Annotated in this window: 21 protein-coding genes; all 21 read left to right on the top strand. The window is 39.0% G+C overall.

The genetic code is table 11. From position 1 onward, the window contains the following. Positions 1 to 178 precede the first annotated feature (178 nt). A complete protein-coding gene (locus tag CWS20_RS27685; protein WP_083957357.1) occupies positions 179 to 1,723 on the top strand; it encodes a DUF8809 domain-containing protein in 1,545 nt (514 codons plus the stop codon). A 5-nt stretch (positions 1,724 to 1,728) separates the two neighbouring features. Continuing rightward, on the top strand, positions 1,729 to 2,730 hold the full coding sequence (locus tag CWS20_RS02950; protein ID WP_066197072.1) for an AAA family ATPase: 1,002 nt from the start codon (positions 1,729 to 1,731) through the stop codon (positions 2,728 to 2,730). Continuing rightward, complete coding sequence (locus CWS20_RS02945; protein WP_066197073.1) at positions 2,727 to 3,593, top strand: DUF58 domain-containing protein; 867 nt, start codon at positions 2,727 to 2,729, stop codon at positions 3,591 to 3,593. The genes CWS20_RS02950 and CWS20_RS02945 overlap by 4 nt, the downstream gene beginning before the upstream one ends. Positions 3,594 to 3,638: 45 nt before the next feature. Continuing rightward, the gene (locus tag CWS20_RS02940) at positions 3,639 to 5,426 is read left to right on the top strand and encodes a vWA domain-containing protein (RefSeq protein ID WP_241504130.1); all 1,788 of its coding nucleotides are present in this window, start codon (positions 3,639 to 3,641) and stop codon (positions 5,424 to 5,426) included. After that, complete coding sequence (locus CWS20_RS02935) at positions 5,410 to 8,166, top strand: VWA domain-containing protein (protein ID WP_066197074.1); 2,757 nt, start codon at positions 5,410 to 5,412, stop codon at positions 8,164 to 8,166. The genes CWS20_RS02940 and CWS20_RS02935 overlap by 17 nt, the downstream gene beginning before the upstream one ends. Before the next feature lie 108 nt (positions 8,167 to 8,274). Continuing rightward, the gene (locus tag CWS20_RS02930) at positions 8,275 to 8,604 is read left to right on the top strand and encodes a putative DNA-binding protein (RefSeq protein ID WP_066197076.1); all 330 of its coding nucleotides are present in this window, start codon (positions 8,275 to 8,277) and stop codon (positions 8,602 to 8,604) included. Between the two features lie 12 nt (positions 8,605 to 8,616). After that, complete coding sequence (gene ffh, locus CWS20_RS02925; RefSeq protein ID WP_066197078.1) at positions 8,617 to 9,969, top strand: signal recognition particle protein; 1,353 nt, start codon at positions 8,617 to 8,619, stop codon at positions 9,967 to 9,969. A gap of 109 nt (positions 9,970 to 10,078) precedes the next feature. Beyond that, positions 10,079 to 10,351 carry a 30S ribosomal protein S16 gene (gene rpsP, locus CWS20_RS02920; RefSeq protein WP_066197081.1) on the top strand — a complete coding sequence of 91 codons (273 nt, stop codon included), beginning with the start codon at positions 10,079 to 10,081 and terminating at the stop codon, positions 10,349 to 10,351. Positions 10,352 to 10,362: 11 nt separating this feature from the next. Then, a complete protein-coding gene (locus tag CWS20_RS02915) occupies positions 10,363 to 10,590 on the top strand; it encodes a KH domain-containing protein (RefSeq protein WP_066197083.1) in 228 nt (75 codons plus the stop codon). Between the two features lie 279 nt (positions 10,591 to 10,869). Next, on the top strand, positions 10,870 to 11,253 hold the full coding sequence (locus CWS20_RS02910; RefSeq protein ID WP_066197085.1) for a YlqD family protein: 384 nt from the start codon (positions 10,870 to 10,872) through the stop codon (positions 11,251 to 11,253). A 14-nt stretch (positions 11,254 to 11,267) separates the two neighbouring features. After that, entirely contained in the window at positions 11,268 to 11,786 is a 519-nt protein-coding gene (rimM, locus tag CWS20_RS02905) for a ribosome maturation factor RimM (RefSeq protein WP_066197087.1), read from the top strand. After that, positions 11,786 to 12,523, top strand: coding sequence for a tRNA (guanosine(37)-N1)-methyltransferase TrmD (gene trmD, locus CWS20_RS02900; protein WP_162840991.1), 738 nt, complete (start codon positions 11,786 to 11,788; stop codon positions 12,521 to 12,523). The genes rimM and trmD overlap by 1 nt, the downstream gene beginning before the upstream one ends. A 140-nt stretch (positions 12,524 to 12,663) precedes the next feature. Then, positions 12,664 to 13,008 (top strand): 50S ribosomal protein L19, encoded by a 345-nt coding sequence (gene rplS, locus CWS20_RS02895; RefSeq protein ID WP_066197090.1) that lies wholly within the window; start codon positions 12,664 to 12,666, stop codon positions 13,006 to 13,008. Positions 13,009 to 13,290: 282 nt separating this feature from the next. Continuing rightward, positions 13,291 to 13,842 carry a signal peptidase I gene (gene lepB, locus CWS20_RS02890; RefSeq protein ID WP_066197092.1) on the top strand — a complete coding sequence of 184 codons (552 nt, stop codon included), beginning with the start codon at positions 13,291 to 13,293 and terminating at the stop codon, positions 13,840 to 13,842. A gap of 140 nt (positions 13,843 to 13,982) precedes the next feature. After that, entirely contained in the window at positions 13,983 to 14,852 is an 870-nt protein-coding gene (gene ylqF, locus CWS20_RS02885; protein ID WP_066197094.1) for a ribosome biogenesis GTPase YlqF, read from the top strand. Between the two features lie 199 nt (positions 14,853 to 15,051). Beyond that, positions 15,052 to 15,813, top strand: coding sequence for a ribonuclease HII (gene rnhB, locus CWS20_RS02880; protein ID WP_101226233.1), 762 nt, complete (start codon positions 15,052 to 15,054; stop codon positions 15,811 to 15,813). Positions 15,814 to 15,846: 33 nt separating this feature from the next. After that, positions 15,847 to 17,619 carry a TP0910 N-terminal domain-containing protein gene (locus CWS20_RS02875; protein ID WP_066197097.1) on the top strand — a complete coding sequence of 591 codons (1,773 nt, stop codon included), beginning with the start codon at positions 15,847 to 15,849 and terminating at the stop codon, positions 17,617 to 17,619. Next, entirely contained in the window at positions 17,616 to 17,909 is a 294-nt protein-coding gene (locus CWS20_RS02870; RefSeq protein WP_066197099.1) for an EscU/YscU/HrcU family type III secretion system export apparatus switch protein, read from the top strand. Before CWS20_RS02875 ends, CWS20_RS02870 begins: the two co-directional genes overlap by 4 nt. Positions 17,910 to 18,134: 225 nt before the next feature. Continuing rightward, positions 18,135 to 19,295 (top strand): ADP-forming succinate--CoA ligase subunit beta, encoded by a 1,161-nt coding sequence (gene sucC, locus CWS20_RS02865; protein ID WP_066197102.1) that lies wholly within the window; start codon positions 18,135 to 18,137, stop codon positions 19,293 to 19,295. A gap of 106 nt (positions 19,296 to 19,401) precedes the next feature. Then, the gene (gene sucD / locus CWS20_RS02860) at positions 19,402 to 20,304 is read left to right on the top strand and encodes a succinate--CoA ligase subunit alpha (protein WP_066197103.1); all 903 of its coding nucleotides are present in this window, start codon (positions 19,402 to 19,404) and stop codon (positions 20,302 to 20,304) included. 106 nt (positions 20,305 to 20,410) lie between these two features. After that, a complete protein-coding gene (gene dprA, locus CWS20_RS02855) occupies positions 20,411 to 21,289 on the top strand; it encodes a DNA-processing protein DprA (protein WP_066197106.1) in 879 nt (292 codons plus the stop codon). The last annotated feature ends 540 nt before the right edge of the window (positions 21,290 to 21,829 follow it).

Below are 21,829 nucleotides of genomic sequence, written 5' to 3'. Positions count from 1 at the left end.
TGGTGGATAACTGCCTGTGAAAGTCCGGATTATTAAAACTTAGACTAAATACGCCACGGCTCGCGGTATCGTCTAAGTGACCCGCATCCTCCGGGCACAGACTAACTATTTAGTGCGGTAGAGGAAAACCACACTGATTGAAGCTTTACTTTATTCAATCTAAAAAGGAATGAACTTAATGACTAATAAGAATAGATTCATTAAGCTTTTAAAACCGGTCAAACGCCAGCTTTTATTAGAAGTCATCTTGAAAGAGCTGCAGCTGCTCCTGTTTATTTTTGGGGCGGCCACGCTTTTTCTTTTGCTGCTTTCAAGATTCATAGTGATACCGTATTTGCTTAATTATGTAATTGGTGTCTTTTTAGCTGCGACAGTCTTGTTTTTCATTCGAATATGGAGAGCACGGCCAACATTGAAACAAGCTGCTCTTATTTATAATCGCTATGTATCAGATGACCGCGTAATAACCGCTGCGTCATTTATGAATGAAGAGAGCTTGATGGCTGAGCTGCAGCTTGATGATGCTGTTCAGTTTATGAAACGTGAATCAGAACATGTCTTAAAAAGAAAAAAGAAGTGGTTCCATCCAAGATTACTGCTATTATTCGCAGCCTTTGCTGCTGGAAGTGTTCTGCTATATAGTTTCCCAAATGAAACGATGAAGCTCGCTGGTCAGCTTGAAAATGAAAAAGCACTTATTGAAGAAGCGGAAAAAAAGCTAGCTGAGAAAGTAAAGGAAGAAGAAAATCCTGAAGTAAAGAAAAAAATTGAAGAAGCAAAGAAAAAAATGTCACAGCAAAAAACTGCTGAAGCTGCGCTTGAGGAACTGGCAAAAGAAATGAAGAACATCGAGCTTCAACAGATGAAGGAAAAAGAAAAACTCGAATTATTGGAACAGCGGAAGACAGAGCTTAATGAACAGGATATGGGGAACTTAGCAAAACTTCTTAATGAAAAACAGCTGGATGATTTTAAGAAGGAGCTGGCTGCCTTAAACAAGGATTGGGAGAAATTAACCAAAGAGCAAAAGGATCTGTTGAGCGAAATGGCAGAATCAAAAGGACAATTATCTGAAGAAGATTTGGAAAAACTCGTTCTACAATTAGAAGATGCGCTTAATTCAGAGGAATTATTAAAACAATTAGCGGCCGCGCAAAATGCAATCCAAAGCGCTGGGAATTCTATGCAAAGTCAAATGGCAGCTATTGGAAATCCTGCAAAAAACCTAGCTTTTGCACCGTCCTCTAATCAAAATAGCCAAGGAAACCAATCCAACCAGTCACCACCGGATACATCTGATGATAGCAGTGGAAATGATGGTGAATCTGAAGGAGAGGGTGAGGGTTCAGGTAGTGGAAGCGGCCAAGGCAATGGCTCAGGCTCAGGCAGTGGCTCAGGTTCTGGGAGTGGTTCAGGATCAGGGAATGGTTCAGGCGGTGGCGCTGGTGTTGGACAGGGCTCAAGGGAGCTGCTGACGATTCCAGAGCGGATCAAAGGTAAGGAAAATGTAGAAACAGAGAACGGAGAATTAGGAAATGGGCAATCTGTTGAATCTTATGAAAGTGAAGGTCCAGTAATGAAAGGCAATAGCAGACCTTATGAGGAAGTGTATCGAGAGTATGAGGAAGCCTATCGCAAAAGTACTGACCGCTACAGATTGCCATCAGATTTAGAAGAAATCGTCCAATTATATTTCACAAATATCGACCCGAATAAGGAGTGACCAACATGTCTGTTTTAGAAGAAAAAGCACGGGAGTTTTCACAAGCAGCTGAATTAATATTAAATGTAAAAGAGGAAGTGCAAACCTTTATAGTCGGGCAGGAAGAGGTAATTGACCAAGTTTTGTGGAGCATGTTAGCAGGTGGACATGTACTATTAGAAGGACTACCTGGACTCGGTAAAACAATGCTAGTAAAAACGATATCCGAATGTCTTGATTTGAAATTTTCACGAATTCAATTCACACCTGATATAATGCCTTCAGATATTACAGGAACGATGCTCTTGCAGCCTGATGACAAAGGGAAACAAAGCTTTATTTTTCATGAAGGTCCGCTGTTTGCCAACATGGTCTTAGCTGATGAAATTAATAGAGCGACACCAAAAACACAGAGTGCATTGCTTGAAGCAATGGGGGAAAAAACAGTAACTATCATGGGCGAAACGAAAGAAATGGCAAAGCCTTTCTTTGTTCTGGCAACGCAAAACCCGATTGACATGGAAGGGACATATCCATTGCCAGAGGCCCAGACGGACCGGTTTATTTGCAAAGTTGATGTAACCTATCCTACGAAAGCTGAGTTAAAAGAAATAGTGAAGAGAACGACTGGAACTTCTGGCAGATCGCTAGAAAAAGTCGCCCGAGTTCAAGATGTTGTCTTTCTGCAAAATCTGGCAAAAGAAATTATTATTTCTGAAGACTTGATAGAATATGCAGTTGATCTCATTGCCTATACCCACCCAGGTGCCACTGATGCACCGGAAATAGTAAAACAATATGTTCAATATGGCAGTGGCCCCCGTGGTCTGCAAAGTTTAATTAGTCTGGCAAAGGCGCGTGCGCTTTGTCTTGGTCGATATCATGTTTCCATCGGCGATTTAAAGCAAACAGTTAAAGCGGTATTAAGACATCGCATTATCTTGAATTTTGAAGCGGAAGCAAACGGTATGACAGCAGATATCATCATTGATCGACTGATTGAAGAAGTGGGGGCTTTAACAAAATGAATCGGTCGGAGGGGTATTTGCGCAACTTACAGCAAAGAAGACTAGTTGTACGCTCAAAAAAAAGAGGGGTTCATAACGGGTCGAGGCAATCAAGTAAATTCGGTTCATCATTAGAGTTTTCCGATTATCGAGTATATCAGCCTGGTGATGATGTCAGGCTGATTGATTGGAATGTTTATGGAAGAACACAGAAGCATTATATTAAAAGATTTTTAGATGAACAGGAAATATCAATCGCCATTTACCTAGATGGAACGGCTTCAATGAGACATATTGCTGCAAAGTGGCATTTGGCAAAGAAACTGGCTGCTGCCTTAAGCTATCTCGTTCTTAAAGAAGAAGACCGGCTGTTTTTTTCACTAATTCCTACAAGCAACACTCATCCTTTGAAGAGAAAAGGTGCTATATATAGCAAAAAAACTTTTTTAGATATAATCAGCCTTGATACTGAGGTAAAATCCGGTGGCTTTGTAAAAATACTTGAACAATCCCTTGCCAAAAAGCATCAATTGTCCATTCTCATTACAGATGGAATGGAAGAGATTGGCTATCTTGAAACGGTATTTAGAAAAATGAAGGCATTTAAACAGGAGATTTGGATGTTTCAAGTGCTGGCAGCTGAAGAAATAACACCTACTTATAGCGGAGATGTGAAGTTAATAGATAGCGAGAAAGACACTGCCGTGAATGTAAGCATGAATGATACTATTTTAAGAGATTATCAGAGGCGTATGGTTGAGCATACAGAGCAATTAGAGCTGCTATGCCTTCGCTATGGCGGCACTTTTTTGCAATTGACAGAAGAGAAGGAGCTGCACGCTTTTTTATTACGGGATATGGTGAAAAAGGGATTAATTCAATAATAAAATAGCATAGTAGTATTCAATTGGGGGGATTATTCCATTTGAATGTTAAGTGAACAGAGAGGTGGAGCGATGCAGTTTTTAAACCCTTATTTTTTCGTATTCAGCATCTTTATTGCTGCGGTTATACTCTTTTATTTTTTTCGAAAACAGTATAAGGAGCAAGCGGTCGCTTCAAATATGCTGTGGCAGCAGGTCTTAAATGAATGGCAGGCTTCGCCGTGGCTTAAGCAGCTGCAGCAAAACTTGATTTTTTGGCTTCAAATTTTGGCGCTCCTATTATTAATGTTTGCGCTTGTGCGTCCTATTTTTCTCGGACAGCAAGTAAAGGGGGAGCATTTAATCTTTATCGTAGATACTTCAGCGTCGATGTCTGTAGTATCTGAGGATGGGACAAGGTTTGATAAAGCGAAAGAAATGATGAGCGAATTAATTAAAAAGATGAATGGGCAAGATGTAACGCTTATTCAAGCAGGTGATAAGCCTTCCATTCTGTTAAATAGAGAAGACGATAAGGCGGTTATTAACGAGAAGATTAAAAGTCTTGAAGTTAATTACAATCATGAAAACATCGATAAAACTTTAAATCTGGCTGCTTCTATTGCAGATAGTAAGGATACAGCTATACATATTTTTTCTGATGGTGTAAAAAAACAAGAGGTGAGAGAGCTTCTTAATGATCAATATGCAGAAGTGCATAACACGGGTGGCAAAACTCAAAATATTTCTCTGCAATCCTTTGGTGTTGCGGCCATTGATGGAAAAATTGCTGGAGTGGCTGTTATAGAAAATCAAACCGCTTCAGAAATGAAAGCAAGCTTTTCAGTACGAACTGAGAATAGCGAATGGTTTAATGAAGAAGTTACTATTCCTGGCAATGAACAATTAATTGTCAATATAGAGGACCTTCCTCCACAGTCTTATTATGAAGCGATAGTTGAAGTGGATGATGGCTATCATGCCGATAATACCGCAACAGCTATATTTACTGAAAACAAACCTGCTGTGTATGCGCTCGATGAAATCAATCCGTTTACAATCAAAGGGTTCCAAATAATCGGTACAGATATCGTTCAAGTGGAAGAGAAGCGCGACAATATGAGCGGAATATTTATCGCAGAAGGAGAATCTTTACAAGATCTCCCTAAACAGCCTGCCCTCTTTTTCAGAACGAATGGAGAAAAGCAAAAAGTAACAGAGCAGCTTGTTGTGAAAGACGAAAAGCTTCTTCAATATGTAGATTTTAAAAATGTTTATATTGATGCGGTTGTAACATCTCCTGAAGAGAATCTTGAGCCGGTGCTTATAAGCGGTGATGTCCCAATCATTCAAAAGGGGATGAAAAATGGCTATCCTGTTATTGTGATTAACTTTTCCCTCGCTGAGTCCGATTGGCCGCTGCAGCCGGGCTTTCCAATTTTTTTGTATAATGCCTATCAATATCTGTCACAAACAAATGAGTTTTTAGGATACTTTAGTGCAAATGAAGAAAGATGGATTTCAAGCGGTGAAGATGTGCACGTAGTTGAGATTTTTAACCAGAAGGACGAAAATCTATATTCACTTAATTTGAAGAAAGAGAGTTTTATTGCACCTGCACAGCCAGGTGTTTATCAAGCTGTTATAAATGAGCATATTAACTACTTCTCAGTTTTGTTAGATGAAAGAGAAAAGCAGCCTGCTTTGGAAGAAGCATTTACAATCAATGAGAAATCGTTAAGTGAAGAAGGGACGAATAGGCCAGTGGGCTATACTTGGTATTGGCTAACACTGATTGCTCTATGTCTTTGTTTCCTTGAATGGGAGGTATACCGACGTGGGCATCGAATTTAAATATCCGCTTGCTTTATTTCTATTACTTCCGGCTTTCTTTTTCGTTTATTTATATTTAAAGAATGGAAACAAGTATAAAAATAGAGAAGCACGAATCATCTCAGCAATTAGAATCTCCGTTTTTATTTTGCTTATTTTTGCATTGGCTATTCCGCAATTAAATTTGCCTATAAAAGGCGAAAAAGTAGTTTTTTTAGTTGACCGTTCAGCAAGTGTAAATGGAACAGAAGCGGAAACGCTCGGCTGGATTGAAGAAAGCGTGAAGCATAAGGGCATCAAAGATGAATTTGCGATCGCTTCATTTGCGGAAAACATTGTGATAGATCAAAATTTAGGAAATCAATCAGAATCATTACCAGAGTTTAATGGTGCTGTAAATGAAACAGAAACGAACATAGAATCCGGGCTTCAGTTTGCCTCCACCCTTATCCCTAGAGATTCTAGCGGTAGAGTCGTTGTCTTTACCGATGGTAATGAAACAGCAGGAAACGGTGCGGAAGCAGCCAAGCTTTTAAAAAATAGAGGAATTGAGCTTGATTATGTTCAAGTTAACAGCAAAGTAGAAAAGGATATGGCATTAGCTGATTTAAAGGTATCCCCTTCTCTCTATGAAGGGGAAGCGGCTTCTGTCTCATTAAGCGTGAATAGCAATATGAACCAATCTGCTCAAGTTCGTTTATATTTGAATAATAAAGAAATATTGCAGGAAAAAGTTGAGGTAAAAGAAGGGAAGAATGAGTTCTCATTTAGTTATGAAGCCCAGGGCAGCGGTCTGCAGGTTTTAAAGGCTGAAATAGAAGCTGAAGGCGATACATTTATCGAAAATAACGCTCTTCAAGCAACTACGAATGTAAAAGGAAAACCTAAGCTGCTTATTGTACAAAGTCATGAATCTGATCAACTGCAAAAGGCTCTGCAAAGCTCCGGTATAGAATTGGATACAATTGTGCCAGAAAAGTTGCCAACTAATTTATCTGGCTACCTACAGTACCAGTCGATTATATTTAACAACGTTCAAGCAACCGGCATCACACAGAAGCAGATGGAGCTGATTGAACAAGCTGTAAGGGAGTTTGGTGTAGGGTTTATCATGGGAGGTGGCGAAGAAAGTTTCGGTCTTGGCGGTTACTTTAAAACACCAATAGAAAAGCTTCTTCCTGTTGATATGGAGATAAAAGGGAAAGAGGAAATGCCTTCTCTTGGTTTAATGATTGTAATGGACAGATCAGGCAGTATGGATGGACAAAAGCTAGAATTAGCGAAGGAAGCAGCTGCCAGGTCTGTTGAGTTATTGCGGGAAGAAGATACGCTAGGGTTTATCGCGTTTGATGATCAACCATGGGAGATCGTTGAAACGGGTCCTTTAAAGGATAAAGAAGCGGCAGTGGAAAAAATTCTATCTGTTACTCCAGGCGGCGGAACTGAAATTTTCACCTCTCTAGAAAAAGCCTATGCAGAATTAGAAGATTTAAAGCTGCAGCGAAAGCATATCATTCTTCTGACAGATGGACAATCTTCAGGAAATGGTGATTATGAATTAATTATAGAAAACGGGAAGGAAAACAACATTACACTATCTACAGTAGCAATTGGGCAAGATGCAGATAGGGCGTTGCTGGAGGATTTAGCGGAACAAGGTTCCGGCAGATATTATGATGTGACTGATGCTTCGGTGATTCCAAGTATTTTATCCCGTGAGACTGTGATGGCAACAAGGACGTATATTGAAGATCAGCCTTTTTTTCCGCTTGTTCAAAATTATCCTGAATGGACAAGTCTGTTTACTGAAGGCGTCCCGAAGATGAATGCCTATATTGCGGTCACAGCAAAACCGAGAGCGCAAGTGCCCATCTTAAGTGAAAAGGAGGACCCCGTTCTAGCGCAATGGCAATATGGGATTGGACGCACGATTGCGTTTACATCTGATTTTACTGGCGGGTGGTCAGGGGATTGGGCTAGATGGGGAAGGTGGCCGGATTTTATTAATCAGCTAGTCACTTCTACATTGCCTCAATATGATAGCGAACCATTTCGAGTATCGGTTTCAAAGGGAGTAGAGCAAGCAACTGTCCATCTTGAATCTATCGCAAATCAATCCTTGCCAATTGAGGCGACCGTCCTCTCTGAGGATGGCAGCGAAGTAAAAACGAATGCTAAGCTCGTTGCTCCAGGAAAATATGAAGTAATTGTTCCGGAAAAGGAAGGGATGTATTTTTTAAGTATTAAGCAAGCGAATGAGCATGGGGAAATGATTTCGTATCAAACAGGGTTTGCTATTCCTTATTCAGATGAGTATTTACTAGAAGGGACAAATCTCGATTTGCTTAAAGAACTTGCCACTATTACAAATGGAAAGAAGCTAGATAACGAAGCTGATGCATTTCGGCCGCTTCAACAAAGGGCGTACAACCAACAAGAAATTAGCATTATGTTAGTTTCCTTAGCTTTTATACTTTATTTTATCGAGATTGCGATCAGACGGTTTGGCTTTCCTGCCTCAAGAAAAAGCAAACAAGTATCAAAAGGGGAGAAATTGAATCAAACCGCCAATACCCAAAAAGGATATTCAACAATTTCATCCAATCAAAACAAGCTAGATGCTGAAGAGCAAAAAGATAATCAAGTAATAAAGGAAAAAACAGTGAACAAAAAGAAGAAGATAAAAGAGAATCCAATAACTGAAGAAGAGAGAGCAGACAGGATGAAGAGGCTACTGGAGGCTAAAAAGCGTAGGAGCTAGTTGAATGAAAAGCTATACAAGTGATGAAAGGATATTTCCTTGACATGGACACTTCATATAGGTAAACTTACTTTGTAAAGGCTTTTCACTTAACAAGGGGGAATAGGGATGCTTGAAAAGACAACGAGGATGAATTACCTCTATGACTTTTACCAATCTTTGTTAACACCTAAACAAAGCAGCTATATGTCCCTGTACTACCTCGACGATTTTTCACTTGGAGAAATCGCAGAAGAGTATGATGTTAGCCGTCAAGCGGTGTATGATAACATTAAGCGAACAGAAGCGATGCTTGAGGAATATGAAGAAAAGCTGTTATTATTTCATAAATTTCAAGAGCGCTTCAAGTTGATAGAAGAGATGAAGCAACTGCTTAAAGCTGATTCCTCAAACGGGGAAATGGAAAAATTGCTTGAAGAGCTTGAGAAATTAGATTAGGAGGCGGCATACATGGCATTTGAAGGTTTAGCCGACCGACTGCAGAATACAATCCAAAAGATTCGCGGCAAGGGGAAGATTAGCGAAGCTGACGTGAAGGAAATGATGCGTGAGGTTCGTTTGGCTCTTCTTGAAGCAGACGTAAACTTTAAGGTTGTTAAAGAATTTGTGAAAAAAGTCAGTGAGCGTGCTGTCGGCCAGGAGGTTATGAAAAGCTTAACACCTGGGCAGCAGGTCATTAAGGTCGTAAAAGAAGAATTAACGGAATTAATGGGTGGAGAGCAAAGTAAGATCGCTGTCAGCAATCGTCCGCCTACTGTCATTATGATGGTAGGTCTGCAAGGGGCGGGTAAAACAACAACAACTGGAAAGCTTGCTAATCTGTTGCGCAAAAAATACAATCGTAACCCTATGCTTGTTGCAGCTGATATTTATCGTCCAGCAGCAATTAAACAGCTGGAGACGCTTGGAAAGCAATTGAGTATGCCGGTTTTCTCATTGGGCGACCAAGTAAGCCCTGTAGAAATTGCCAAGCAGGCAATCGCAAAGGCTAAAGAAGATCATAATGACTATGTTTTAATTGATACTGCAGGTCGACTTCATGTAGACGAAGCGCTGATGGATGAGCTTAAAGACATTAAAGAGCTCTCAAATCCTGATGAGATTTTCTTAGTTGTCGATGCGATGACTGGTCAGGATGCAGTAAATGTAGCCCAAAGCTTTAATGAGCAGCTTGGATTAACAGGGGTTGTTTTAACAAAGCTTGATGGTGATACGCGCGGTGGTGCCGCGCTTTCTATCCGCTCTGTAACCAACACGCCAATTAAGTTTATCGGGCTAGGTGAGAAACTGGATGCATTAGAGGCTTTTCACCCGGAAAGAATGGCTTCGCGCATTCTAGGCATGGGGGACGTGCTTTCGCTTATTGAAAAAGCACAAGCCAATGTTGATGAAGAGAAGGCGAAAGAGCTGGAGAAGAAAATGCGCACAGCTTCTTTCACTTTAGATGACTTTTTAGAACAGCTCGGTCAAGTGAAAACAATGGGACCGCTTGATGAACTTTTAAAAATGATGCCTGGCGCGAATAAGATGAAGGGTTTAAATAACCTCAAAATCGATGATAAACAAATTGCTCATGTTGAAGCCATTATTCAATCGATGACGAAGGAAGAGAAAATTCATCCTGAAACAATTAATGCAAGCCGTCGTAAAAGAATTGCCAAGGGAAGCGGAAGAACAGTCCCTGAAGTAAATCGTTTGCTTAAACAGTTTGAAGATATGAAAAAAATGATGAAGCAGATGACAGGCATGCAACAAAAAGGCAAGAAAAAAGGTGGCTTTAAGCTTCCATTTAATCCGTTTTAAGGATTGAAAACAGTTTTTTGATCTATGTAAAGAAAAAAACCTTTACAAACTAACTGACTATCTGATAATATACTATCTTGTGTGAAACTATTCGGAGGTGCTTTATAAAATGGCAGTAAAAATTCGTTTAAAACGTATGGGAGCAAAAAAATCTCCTTTTTATCGTATTGTAGTAGCTGATTCTCGTTCACCACGTGATGGACGTTTCATTGAAACAGTTGGAACTTACAACCCTGTTGCAAATCCAGCAATCGTTGATATCAACGAAGAATTAGCGCTTAAATGGTTACAAACAGGTGCGAAACCATCTGATACAGTTCGTAACTTATTCTCAAACGTTGGCATTATGGAAAAATTCCATAACGCTAAACACGGGAAGTAATTCTTACTCCTATGAAAGAGCTTATCGAAACGATTGTGAAGCCCCTGGTTGATTTTCCGGAAGATATTCAAGTGAATGTTCGTGAAGAGAACCGAGCAGTGACCTACTTGCTCTCCGTCAACAAGAATGACATGGGGAAGGTAATAGGGAAGCAAGGGCGCGTTGCGAAAGCGATTAGAACTGTTGTTTATGCAGCAGGAACATCTGAAGAAAAAAAGATTTTCTTAGAAATTAAATGAAAAAAGGAACCGCTTGCCTTGACGAGCTTAAAGCTGCGAAGGGATAGGCGGTGTCCGGGCGCTTTGAAGGTAGAACAGCCTATCAGGTGCACATTCATTTATGCAAAGCTGAATAAACAATTTGAAAAGGAGGGGGTTCCCCTCCTTTTTTTGGCTAATGTGAAATTAAAATTTGTCTTATGTGAATGTAACACACTTCAATAGATAGAATACAAAAATCACAAAAGAAAAACTAAGCATTTCTCAAGTATAAAAGATAAATGATGGAGGGCTGCCACCATGCAAATTATTCAAACGGTAACAGTAAAGCAAGTGTTAACGGAAAACAGCAAAAGCAAATTGCTGTCTAATTATGAATGGAAGAAACAGCAGCTTCAAAAGGAATGCGATCAATTTAAATTTGAAATGAAGAAATGGGAAAAAGCCAAAAAAGCTCAGTCCAATTTGAAAACATATTTTGATAAAGAAATACAATCAAGAAATGAAAAAATCAAATTGCTTGACTTTCAAATAGAACAATTACATATGCTACCATTAGGTAGTGAGCTAAAAGAAAAAGAAGTCCAGGCGCTTGTTATGATAGAAAAAGGCGATCGCTGGGATTCAATAGAAAATGGAAAAACAATCATAATTAAAGACGGTATCATAGATGAAATCCGCTAGAGGTGAATGTAAGTATGGAAAAATGGTTTAATGTTGGAAAAATCGTAAATACGCATGGTGTAAGAGGGGAAGCAAGAGTCATTTCAAAAACGGACTTTGCAGACGAACGTTATTCACCAGGAAATAAGTTATATTTATTTATGCCAGATGCGAAAGACCCAGTAGAATTAACGGTGGCAACACATCGCCTTCATAAATCATTTAATTTACTGACCTTTGAAGGTATAAATAATATGAACGAAATCGAAAAAATGAAAGGCGGAATTTTAAAAGTTCCTGAAAGTCAGCTTTTAGAGCTTGAAGAAGATGAGTATTATTATCATGAAATCATTGGCTGTTTAGTAAAAACCCTTGATGGAGAAGAGGTGGGCAAAGTGAAGGAAATACTATCTCCTGGTGCAAATGATGTGTGGGTTGTAAAAGGTAAGAGCGGCAAGGATATATTGATCCCATACATTGAAGCTGTTGTGAAAGAAGTAAATACAGCAGAAAAAGTTATTATGATTGACCCGATGGAAGGTCTGCTCTCATGATGAAAATTGATGTATTGACTCTCTTTCCCGAAATGTTTGAAGGAGTGTTTGGTCATTCCATCTTAAAAAAAGCTGAAGATCAGCATGCTGTTCAATATAATGTCGTAAACTTTAGAAGCTATGCTGACAATAAGCACCAAACAGTTGATGATTATCCTTATGGCGGCGGTGCCGGGATGGTACTCAAGCCTCAGCCTATCTTTGATGCGGTAAAGGATCTGCAAGATAAATCAAGCTCTTCCCCTCGTGTTATTCTGCTATGTCCTCAAGGTGAACGCTATACTCAGAATAAAGCGGAAGAATTGGCAGCAAGTGATCATTTAATTTTTATTTGCGGTCATTATGAAGGTTATGACGAAAGAATTCGAGAGCATATTGTCACAGATGAAATTTCAATTGGCGATTATGTATTGACCGGCGGTGAGCTAGGTGCAATGGTTGTCATAGACAGTGTGGTCCGTCTTTTGCCAGAAGTGCTTGGCAACGAAGAATCACATATGAAGGACTCATTCAGCACGGGAGTACTGGAGCATCCCCATTATACAAGACCTGCGGATTTTCGAGGGATGAAGGTTCCAGAAGTCCTTACCTCTGGTAATCACCGCTTAATTAATGAGTGGAGAGACAAAGAATCATTGAGAAGGACGTATATGAGGCGACCTGATTTACTCGAAGGTACTGAACTTACAAGCCAGCAAAAAAAATGGCTAGAAGAAATAAAAAAAGACGCTAAATAACATTGATGTCGTAAACTAATTATGTTATGATAATTTTTGTGACTTAGGCTAAAGCGATTTAGTACTGTGTCTGATAACGATGTTCCGCTGCAATATAAGGGTTTGCCTTTGTAAGAGCATCCTGGGAGGAGTTGAAAACGATGCATAAATTAATTCAAGAAATCACTCAAGATCAACTTCGTACGGATCTTCCTGCGTTTCGTCCTGGTGATACTGTACGTGTACACGTAAGTATTGTTGAGGGAACTCGCGAGCGTATCCAAGTATACGAAGGAGTTGTGATTAAGCGTCGTGGTGGTGGAATCAGCGAAACTTTTACAGTTCGTAAGATTTCTTACGGTGTAGGCGTTGAGCGTACATTCCCTGTACACACACCAAAAATTGCGAAGCTTGAAGTAATCCGTCGCGGTAAAGTACGCCGTGCGAAACTTTACTACCTACGTAACCTACGTGGTAAAAAAGCTCGTATTAAAGAAATTCGATAAGATAATAAGCATGACTAATAATGAGTACAAAACATTATTAGCCAGCTAGTATGCTTGAGAAGGGGAGCTTGTAATTAACAAGCTCCTTTTCTATACATTTTCCATTTTTATGATAGTATTATTACATAATTATTAAAAAATTAGTTAAATCACAATCCCATCGTGTGTATTAGGCAAAATTTATGTAAAATAAGAAGTAGAGTTGTACATACTTATATTCATGCATACAATATGTGATACAGAACATGTTTCATCTTTTAACAGAAGAATGGTGGGGAAACGATGGCAAAAAAGAAAAATGAACTATGGGAATGGACTAAAGCGTTAATCATAGCGGTACTACTCGCTGCGGTTATTAGATACTTCTTATTTGCGCCAATTGTTGTTGACGGATTATCGATGATGCCGACGCTGAAGGACCAAGATCGAATGATTGTTAATAAATTCAGTTATACGATTGGAGAGCCAGACAGGTTTGATATTATTGTCTTCCATGCTCCGGAGAATAAAGATTATATTAAACGAATCATCGGCTTGCCTGGTGATAGAATTGAATATAAGGACGATACTCTCTATGTAAATGGAAAAGCTTATGAAGAGCCTTATCTTGACGAGTATAAGCAGCAAGTTGTTGATGGTCCATTAACTGAGCCTTTTACTTTAGAAGAAAAAATCGGCCAGGAAACGGTACCTGAAGGCCATCTTTTCGTAATGGGAGATAATCGTCGATTCAGTAAGGATAGCCGCCACATTGGTCCTGTCCCTATGGAAGAAGTATTAGGGAGCGCTGGTGTGATTTATTGGCCGCTCGAAGATGTACGTCTTGTAAAATAACTTGAATTTAGTATTTATAAAGATAAAAGAAATCACAAGATGTGGTGATTTCTTTTATTATTTTCTGGCTAAAAGGGAACTTTAATTTAAATAGCATACAACTTTAAAGTTTAATAAAAGAAAAAAGTGAGGTGGGAACCTTGACTATACAATGGTTTCCTGGCCATATGGCTAAAGCGCGCAGACAGGTCACGGAAAAGCTAAAATTAGTGGATATTATTTTTGAACTTGTTGATGCAAGAATTCCTTATTCATCAAGAAATCCTATGATTGAAGAAATTATTCAACAGAAACCGCGCATTGTCCTATTGAATAAAGCGGATATGGCTGATGCGGAATTAACAAAGCAATGGATTGCCTATTTTGAGGAACAAGGAATTAAAGCGTTGGCAATTAATTCGCAAGCTGGTCAAGGGATGAAGGAAATTACGGCAGCAGCAAAATCTCTGCTTGAGGAAAAGTTTAACCGCATGAAAGCTAAGGGGGTAAGGCCGAGAGCAATCCGGGCGATGATCGTTGGAATTCCCAATGCCGGTAAATCGACGTTAATTAACAGATTAGCGAAGAAAAACATTGCGAAAACAGGCAATACTCCTGGTGTTACAAAAGCTCAAGCATGGATTAAAGTCGGAAAAGAAATGGAATTATTAGATACTCCAGGTATACTGTGGCCAAAATTTGAAGACCAGCAGGTTGGATTAAAACTAGCGTTGACGGGCGCAATTAAAGATACGATTTTAAATTTGCAGGATGTTGCTGTCTATGCGCTGCGCTTCTTATCTGCAAACTACCCTGATAAGCTGAAAGAACGCTATGGTATCGAAGAATTACCAGAAGACATCGTTTTGCTGTTTGATGAAATCGGAAAACGGAGGGGCTGTCTGATGGGCGGAGGAGAGGTTGACTATGATAAAGTAACCGAACTCGTAATCAGGGAGTTCCGCTCAGAGAAATTTGGAAGGATTTCACTTGAGAATCCGGATGATTTAGCGAAAGCAATTGAAGAATGACAGAAAGGCCTTTCTTTTTAGAAGGCCTTTTATTTTTTATTTTATTTGATAGTATTATTTTAATACAGTCATAATTAGTGGTTTTTCATGTGAATTTGCTTATACATCTGAAAAAAGAAGGAAATTTGCCGAAGTAACTGGTAAACGCCGAATACCACAAATGAAAGATGATGATATTGAGTGATTAGGAGTAGATGATGTGAAACGTTCGATAAAGGAAGTAGAAATGCTGCTATTACAAATTAATGAGCATCATCCATTGATTGATGAATTGCTGCAGGATGAGAGAAAGGGTGTACAAGCGGCGGTTAAAAAATGGGAGAGAAACTTGGAACAGACTAGACTTCTTCAACAAAAGTATGACGAAATGCAAAAATATGAAAAAAAATATCGCAGGGAAGGGTTTGATTTTATTGCAGGCGTTGATGAGGTAGGGCGTGGGCCGTTGGCAGGTCCTGTCGTAGCAGCGGCGGTGATACTGCCAGATGATTTTTATTTGCCTGGAATTGATGATTCTAAAAAATTATCAGAGCGCAAGAGGGAAGAGTACTACCAAAAGATCATGCAATCAGCAGTTGCAGCGGAGGTAGGCATCATTGAACCGGATGAGATTGATCAAATAAATATATTAGAAGCATCAAAAAAGGCAATGTTGACAGCTGTCGCAGCATTGAAAACGAGCCCCGATTTTTTATTGGTGGACGCCGTGAAATTACATACACCATATCCTTATGAAGCGATTATAAAAGGAGATGCAAAGAGCATTAGCATAGCTGCTGCATCGATTGTAGCAAAAGTGACTAGAGATCGTATCATGATGGAATATGATAAAGAATTCCCGCGATATTCATTTGCAAAAAATATGGGATACGGAACAAAGGAACATCTGGAAGCAATTAATATTTATGGCATTTTACCTATTCACCGAAAAAGTTTTGCTCCAGTCCGCTCTCACATATAGTAGTTTGTTAGCTACGGTAAAGGAGTGAGATTCATGAAAGTTTTATCAGAGACGTTTAACAAATTAGTTAGGGCTGGTCATGAATCAGTCCAGTTTCGTCAAGGCCAGATTTTAAATGGCAGGGTGATGCGCTTTTTTCCGCACGATATTGCTGAGGTGCAAATCGGCAACCAAAGGATCATAGCGCAATTAAACTTGCCGCTAACAGCAAACGAAAGCTACTGGTTTGAAGTGCAAAATAGCGAAGGCACTATTCAATTAAAAGTTTTAACTCAAGATTTGAACGGCAAGCAGGATGGAGCGCTTTCAGGGCTATTACAGCAATTGAATCTACCAATCACGAAGGAAAATCAAAATCTAGTTCAGTTCTTTCTCAAAGAGCAAATCCCTATCAATGCCAAAACGCTTCAAATCGCCGCTCATTGGGTTCAAGACGGACAATCCATAGAAGAGGGCATGAAAGCAATAAAAATGATTTTTGAACGCGGTTGGCCTTTGAACGAAGCGATATTTAAAGCAGTCGTTTCCGTTCAATCAGAAGAGCCTATCTCACCGCTATTGAATAAACTCCGTACGCAATTAACAGACCTGCAACACCTGAACGAAGCAAAAGCTTTGTCAAATAAAATCGACCAGTTGTTTAATTCTGATCGTAGTCAGCTGCAGAAAAGCCTTTTGCACAACTGGCTGCAGGGCAGTGCTTCAGATTCAACAACTGCCTTTAGTCTCCTGCAAAAAATCGGAGCTTTTCCGACAGATACTACGGAAACAAATATAATAGTTAATATGATAAAAAGCAGCATGAAAGCCAATCAATTGTCTGAGTCTATCGGAAATGCGCTGCTTGATGTTATCGCAAAGAATCAGAATAGCTCGCTGCCATCCTTTTTAAAAGCACTCGTAGATTTGGAGCGTGCAGTAGGAGAATCGAGCAGCGGAAAGTTAACGAATGTCCAGTCTTTGCTGCAATCAATCCGCACTTCAATGACCGCTTTTCCGGTAGATGAACAGCGATTAAATCAATTCATAAGAGAATATATGTCATCTGCAGGCAAAATAAACTCGATAAATATAAACGAAGGAGCGGCATTAGCAATCACTGCAAATGATTTCATCGTAAAACAAACGGGTTTAACTTCAGAAGAGGCAAAACTATTCAATCATTTACATCAAAATATAATGAGTCAGGAAATAAATTCATCTCAGCTTAAAGATTATTTGAAAAATATGATGACTTCGTTGGGGCTTTCTTATGAACACGGATTAGCAGATAACATTCAGCATAGCAGACAAGAGGCACTTAAACCGCTTCTGATCGCCCTGCTTGCCGATGAAATACCTTCAGGGGTAAAAGACACAGCATCGGCTCTATTAAATAAATTGACGGGGTTCCAGCTTCTCTCACAGGAAATAGGTCCGATACAGCAGCTCGCTATGCAAATTCCGTTTTCTTTACATAACAGAGCGACAGACCTATCCATACAGTGGAGCGGGCGGAGAACGGAAAAAGGTCAAATTGATTCAAGCCATTGTAGAATATTGTTTTACTTAAATATGAGTAAATTGGATGAAACAATTGTAGATTTACATATTCAAAGCAGAGTTGTGAACATAACGATTATAAATAAACATGAATGGATTGAAACGTTGGCACCACCCTATATACAACAGTTAAAAGAGCAATTGAATAATCAAAATTATAAGTTATCGTCCATCCGTTTTTTTAAAGAGAAGAAAATGGTGAACGAGCCAAAAACAGCAGTTATACATGAGATTTCTAGCAATGGGGTGGATATGAGAATATGAATAAAAATTTGCAAAGTAAAGCAGTAGCCCTCTCATACAATTCAAAAATGCAGGCACCTCAAATAACAGCTAAGGGAAATGGAATCATAGCAGAAAATATAATAGCTTCAGCACGGGAACATGGGGTGCCGGTTCAAGAGGATCCTTCGCTCATGGATATTTTAAGCAAGCTAGATTTGAACGAAACGATACCAGAAGAATTATATCAGGCAGTTGCTGAAGTGTTTGCTTTTGTTTACAAACTAGATCAGGAAGCAGGGAAGCGATTGGAAAAACAAACTAAAAACTAGTAAAACTGTCCCTTTATGGTATATAAAGGGTATTGAGGTGGATTAATTTTTAAATTATTTTGTCTATCACTAAAACCTTGAACTATCGCGCTATATTCACTATTTTTATATACAAATTTGTCTTAATTAATATAATATTTCTTTTAATACTGTAGACAACTAATGAGTCATTTTATAAAATGGAAACGCAGTCTATTTTTGAAAAGTAAGATAGGAGGATGGGAAATGAATATACATGAGTATCAAAGTAAAGAAATCCTCAGACAATACGGGGTATCAGTTCCAAACGGAAAAGTTGCTTTTACAGTGGAAGAAGCAGTAGAAGCAGCTAAAGAATTAGGCACTGAAGTTTGTGTTGTTAAGGCGCAAATCCATGCAGGTGGCCGCGGTAAAGCAGGCGGGGTAAAGGTTGCCAAAAACTTGGATGAGGTTCGTACATATGCAGAAGAAATTCTAGGCAAGACACTTGTTACCCACCAAACAGGTCCAGAAGGAAAAGAAGTAAAGCGTCTTTTAATTGAAGAAGGCTGCGATATCCAAAAAGAATACTATATTGGACTAGTATTAGATCGCGCCACTTCTCGCGTTACTTTAATGGCATCTGAAGAAGGCGGAACAGAAATTGAAGAAGTAGCTGAAAAAACTCCGGAAAAAATCTTTAAAGAAGAAATTGATCCGGTTGTTGGTTTAACAGCTTTCCAAGCTCGTCGTGTTGCATTCAACATCAATATTCCTGTGAAATTGGTGAATCAAGCAGTTAAATTTATGATGGGCTTATATACAGCATATATCGAAAAAGATTGTTCAATTGCAGAAATCAACCCTCTTGTTGTAACTGGAGACGGAAAAGTTATGGCGTTAGACGCTAAATTTAACTTTGATGGAAGCGCTCTTTATCGTCAAAAAGACATCGTTGATATGCGTGACCTTGAAGAAGAAGATTCAAAAGAAATCGAAGCATCTAAGTATGATTTAAGCTACATTGCACTAGATGGAAATATTGGCTGCATGGTTAACGGTGCAGGGCTTGCAATGGCCACTATGGACATCGTTAAGCATTATGGCGGAGACCCTGCTAACTTCCTTGATGTTGGGGGCGGCGCTACAGCTGAAAAAGTTACAGAAGCATTTAAAATCATCCTTTCTGATGAACATGTTAAAGGAATCTTTGTAAATATTTTTGGCGGAATTATGAAATGTGACGTCATCGCAACTGGTGTTGTAGAAGCTGCAAAGCAAGTAGGCTTGAAAGTTCCTCTTGTTGTACGCTTAGAAGGTACAAATGTAGAACTTGGTAAGAAAATTCTTGCTGAATCAGATGTAGAAATCGTTGCTGCAAGCTCTATGGCAGATGGCGCAGAAAAAATCGTTTCATTAGTAGGCTAATTATCATCTGAATTAAAGTATTTGCAATCGTTCGCATGCAAGGTTGCATGCGAAAAGTCATATTTTTTATGATTGGTATATTTGGAAATCAGGAAGGAGAATTAACGTGAGCGTATTTATCAATAAAGATACAAAAGTTATTGTGCAAGGAATCACTGGTTCAACAGCTCTTTTCCACACAAAGCAGATGCTTGAATACGGTACAAAAATTGTCGGCGGAGTGACACCTGGAAAAGGTGGCATGGAAGTGGAAGGTGTACCTGTATTTAATACAGTAAAAGAAGCTGTTGAAGCAACAGGAGCAACAGCATCAGTTATTTATGTACCTGCTCCATTTGCTGCAGATTCAATCCTTGAAGCAGTTGATGCAGAGCTAGAGCTTGCCATCTGTATTACTGAGCATATTCCAGTGTTGGATATGGTGAAAGTAAAACGTTATATGGAAGGCAAGAAGACTCGCCTAGTAGGGCCAAACTGCCCAGGTGTTATCACGGCTGATGAGTGTAAGATCGGTATTATGCCAGGATACATTCATACAAAAGGTCATGTAGGTGTAGTTTCCCGCTCTGGTACACTAACTTATGAAGCTGTTCATCAATTAACTCAAGCTGGCATCGGTCAAACAACAGCTGTTGGTATTGGTGGAGACCCTGTCAACGGAACAAACTTTATCGATGTTCTAAAAGCATTTAATGAAGATCCGGAAACGTATGCAGTAATCATGATTGGTGAAATCGGTGGAACTGCTGAAGAGGAAGCTGCTGAATGGGTAAAAGCGAACATGACTAAACCTGTTGTTGGCTTCATTGGCGGGCGTACAGCTCCTCCAGGAAAACGTATGGGACATGCAGGTGCGATCATTTCCGGAGGTAAAGGAACAGCTGACGAAAAAATCCGTGTCATGAACGAGTGTGGCATTGAAGTAGCTGATACTCCATCTGTAATGGGTGAAACATTAATTAAAGTTCTGAAAGAAAAAGGACTTTATGATAAATGTAAAACACATTAATCTATAAGGTGAAATAGTCCCCTTTGAGAAGGGGGCTATTTATTGAATATTTATGTTTGAAAATTAAGAAAAATAACATGGTATATTGATTTTAGGAGGTAGCTTTATGGATGAATTTACTTCACGTCTGGTAAAATTACATCATTGCAAAAGTGCAAGCTGGAAAATAATATATCAATTGTTGAAAATCGACCCTATGTTAAATTCAATCTCCCCCAATTATTCTTCTGTATACACCCCTATTGATTTTCCTTTAAATCATTCTAAATTCAAAACCATTAAGGAAGAATTGCGCTCTAATAAGATTGATGAACAAATTCAGCAGTATAAATACGATCATATTAGGATAATTAGTATATTTGATGATGAATATCCTCCATTATTAAAAGAAATTTATGAACCACCGTGGATATTATATACAAAAGGTGATTTAACTTTACTAAAAAATGCTACTATACTTGCAGTTGTCGGCTCAAGAGAGTCAACTGCATATAGCTATCAGGTCATTCAGCATTTGTTTCCGCAGCTGATTGAAAAAGATATAGTAATAGCAAGCGGTTTGGCTAAAGGGGTAGATACGCTCGCTCATGAAGGTGCGATCAAATATGGCGGTCGGACCATTGCAGTAATTGGAGGGGGCTTTTATCATATTTACCCTGAGTCAAATAAACAGCTTGCCTGCAGTATAATGAATCAGCACCTTTTAATATCTGAATACCCACCCAATACGAAGCCTGCAAGGTGGCACTTTCCAATGAGAAATCGCATTATAAGCGGAATTAGCAGAGGTACATTAATCATTCAGGCAAAGAGAAGGAGCGGGTCTCTTATTACCGCTAATTTTGCTGTACAAGAGGGGAGAGAAGTATTTGCCGTCCCTGGAAGTGTGCTCAGTCCTCATTCAGATGGAGCGAATGAATTAATTCAACAAGGGGCGAAACTAATCCGAAATGCGGAGGATATCATTGAAGAATTGGTATATTAGGGGGAAAAATCATAAAATTTACAGGAATTTTAATAAAAAGGTTGAAATTCGCGGTAAACTATTATACATTTTGCATCAGAAGTGTGAAATGAGATGTTATTTTAAAAAAATATCTTAATTGATAAAGGTGAAGCTTTTAACACTAATTTTCACTTCATTAAATAAAGGATATTCGCCGAAAAAACTTGGGGAGAGCCACGTTTTTCTTAAGCTTATATTTGACAAACTTGAATATATTGATTAATAATAGTGGATATTTCAAGGATGAGCGCATTGTAAAAATGTGCCACTGTAAAAAAACAAGTAATTAAAGGGCAAATGAAGTATTATTTCTCTTTATGTATAGATATTTTAAGTGGATAAAGGAGAACAAATACCGATGCAATAGCCTGCTTTTTTGGCTAGTAGGAAAGTTTAACTTAATTAACGTATTAAAGTAAATATTTCTGAAAAAATTTTGCTTCTAGTTAAAATATCGCATAAGTAAAACGAAGGCATTCGCCGAAAGGACTGGAGAACGCCAAGTTTTTCTAAATACTA

It is taken from the genome of Cytobacillus horneckiae, assembly GCF_002835735.1.
Taxonomy (GTDB): Bacteria; Bacillota; Bacilli; order Bacillales; family Cytobacillaceae; genus Cytobacillus; species Cytobacillus horneckiae.
The sequence above is the reverse complement of the archived record's forward strand: the minus strand, read 5'-3'. Positions and strand labels throughout refer to the sequence as shown.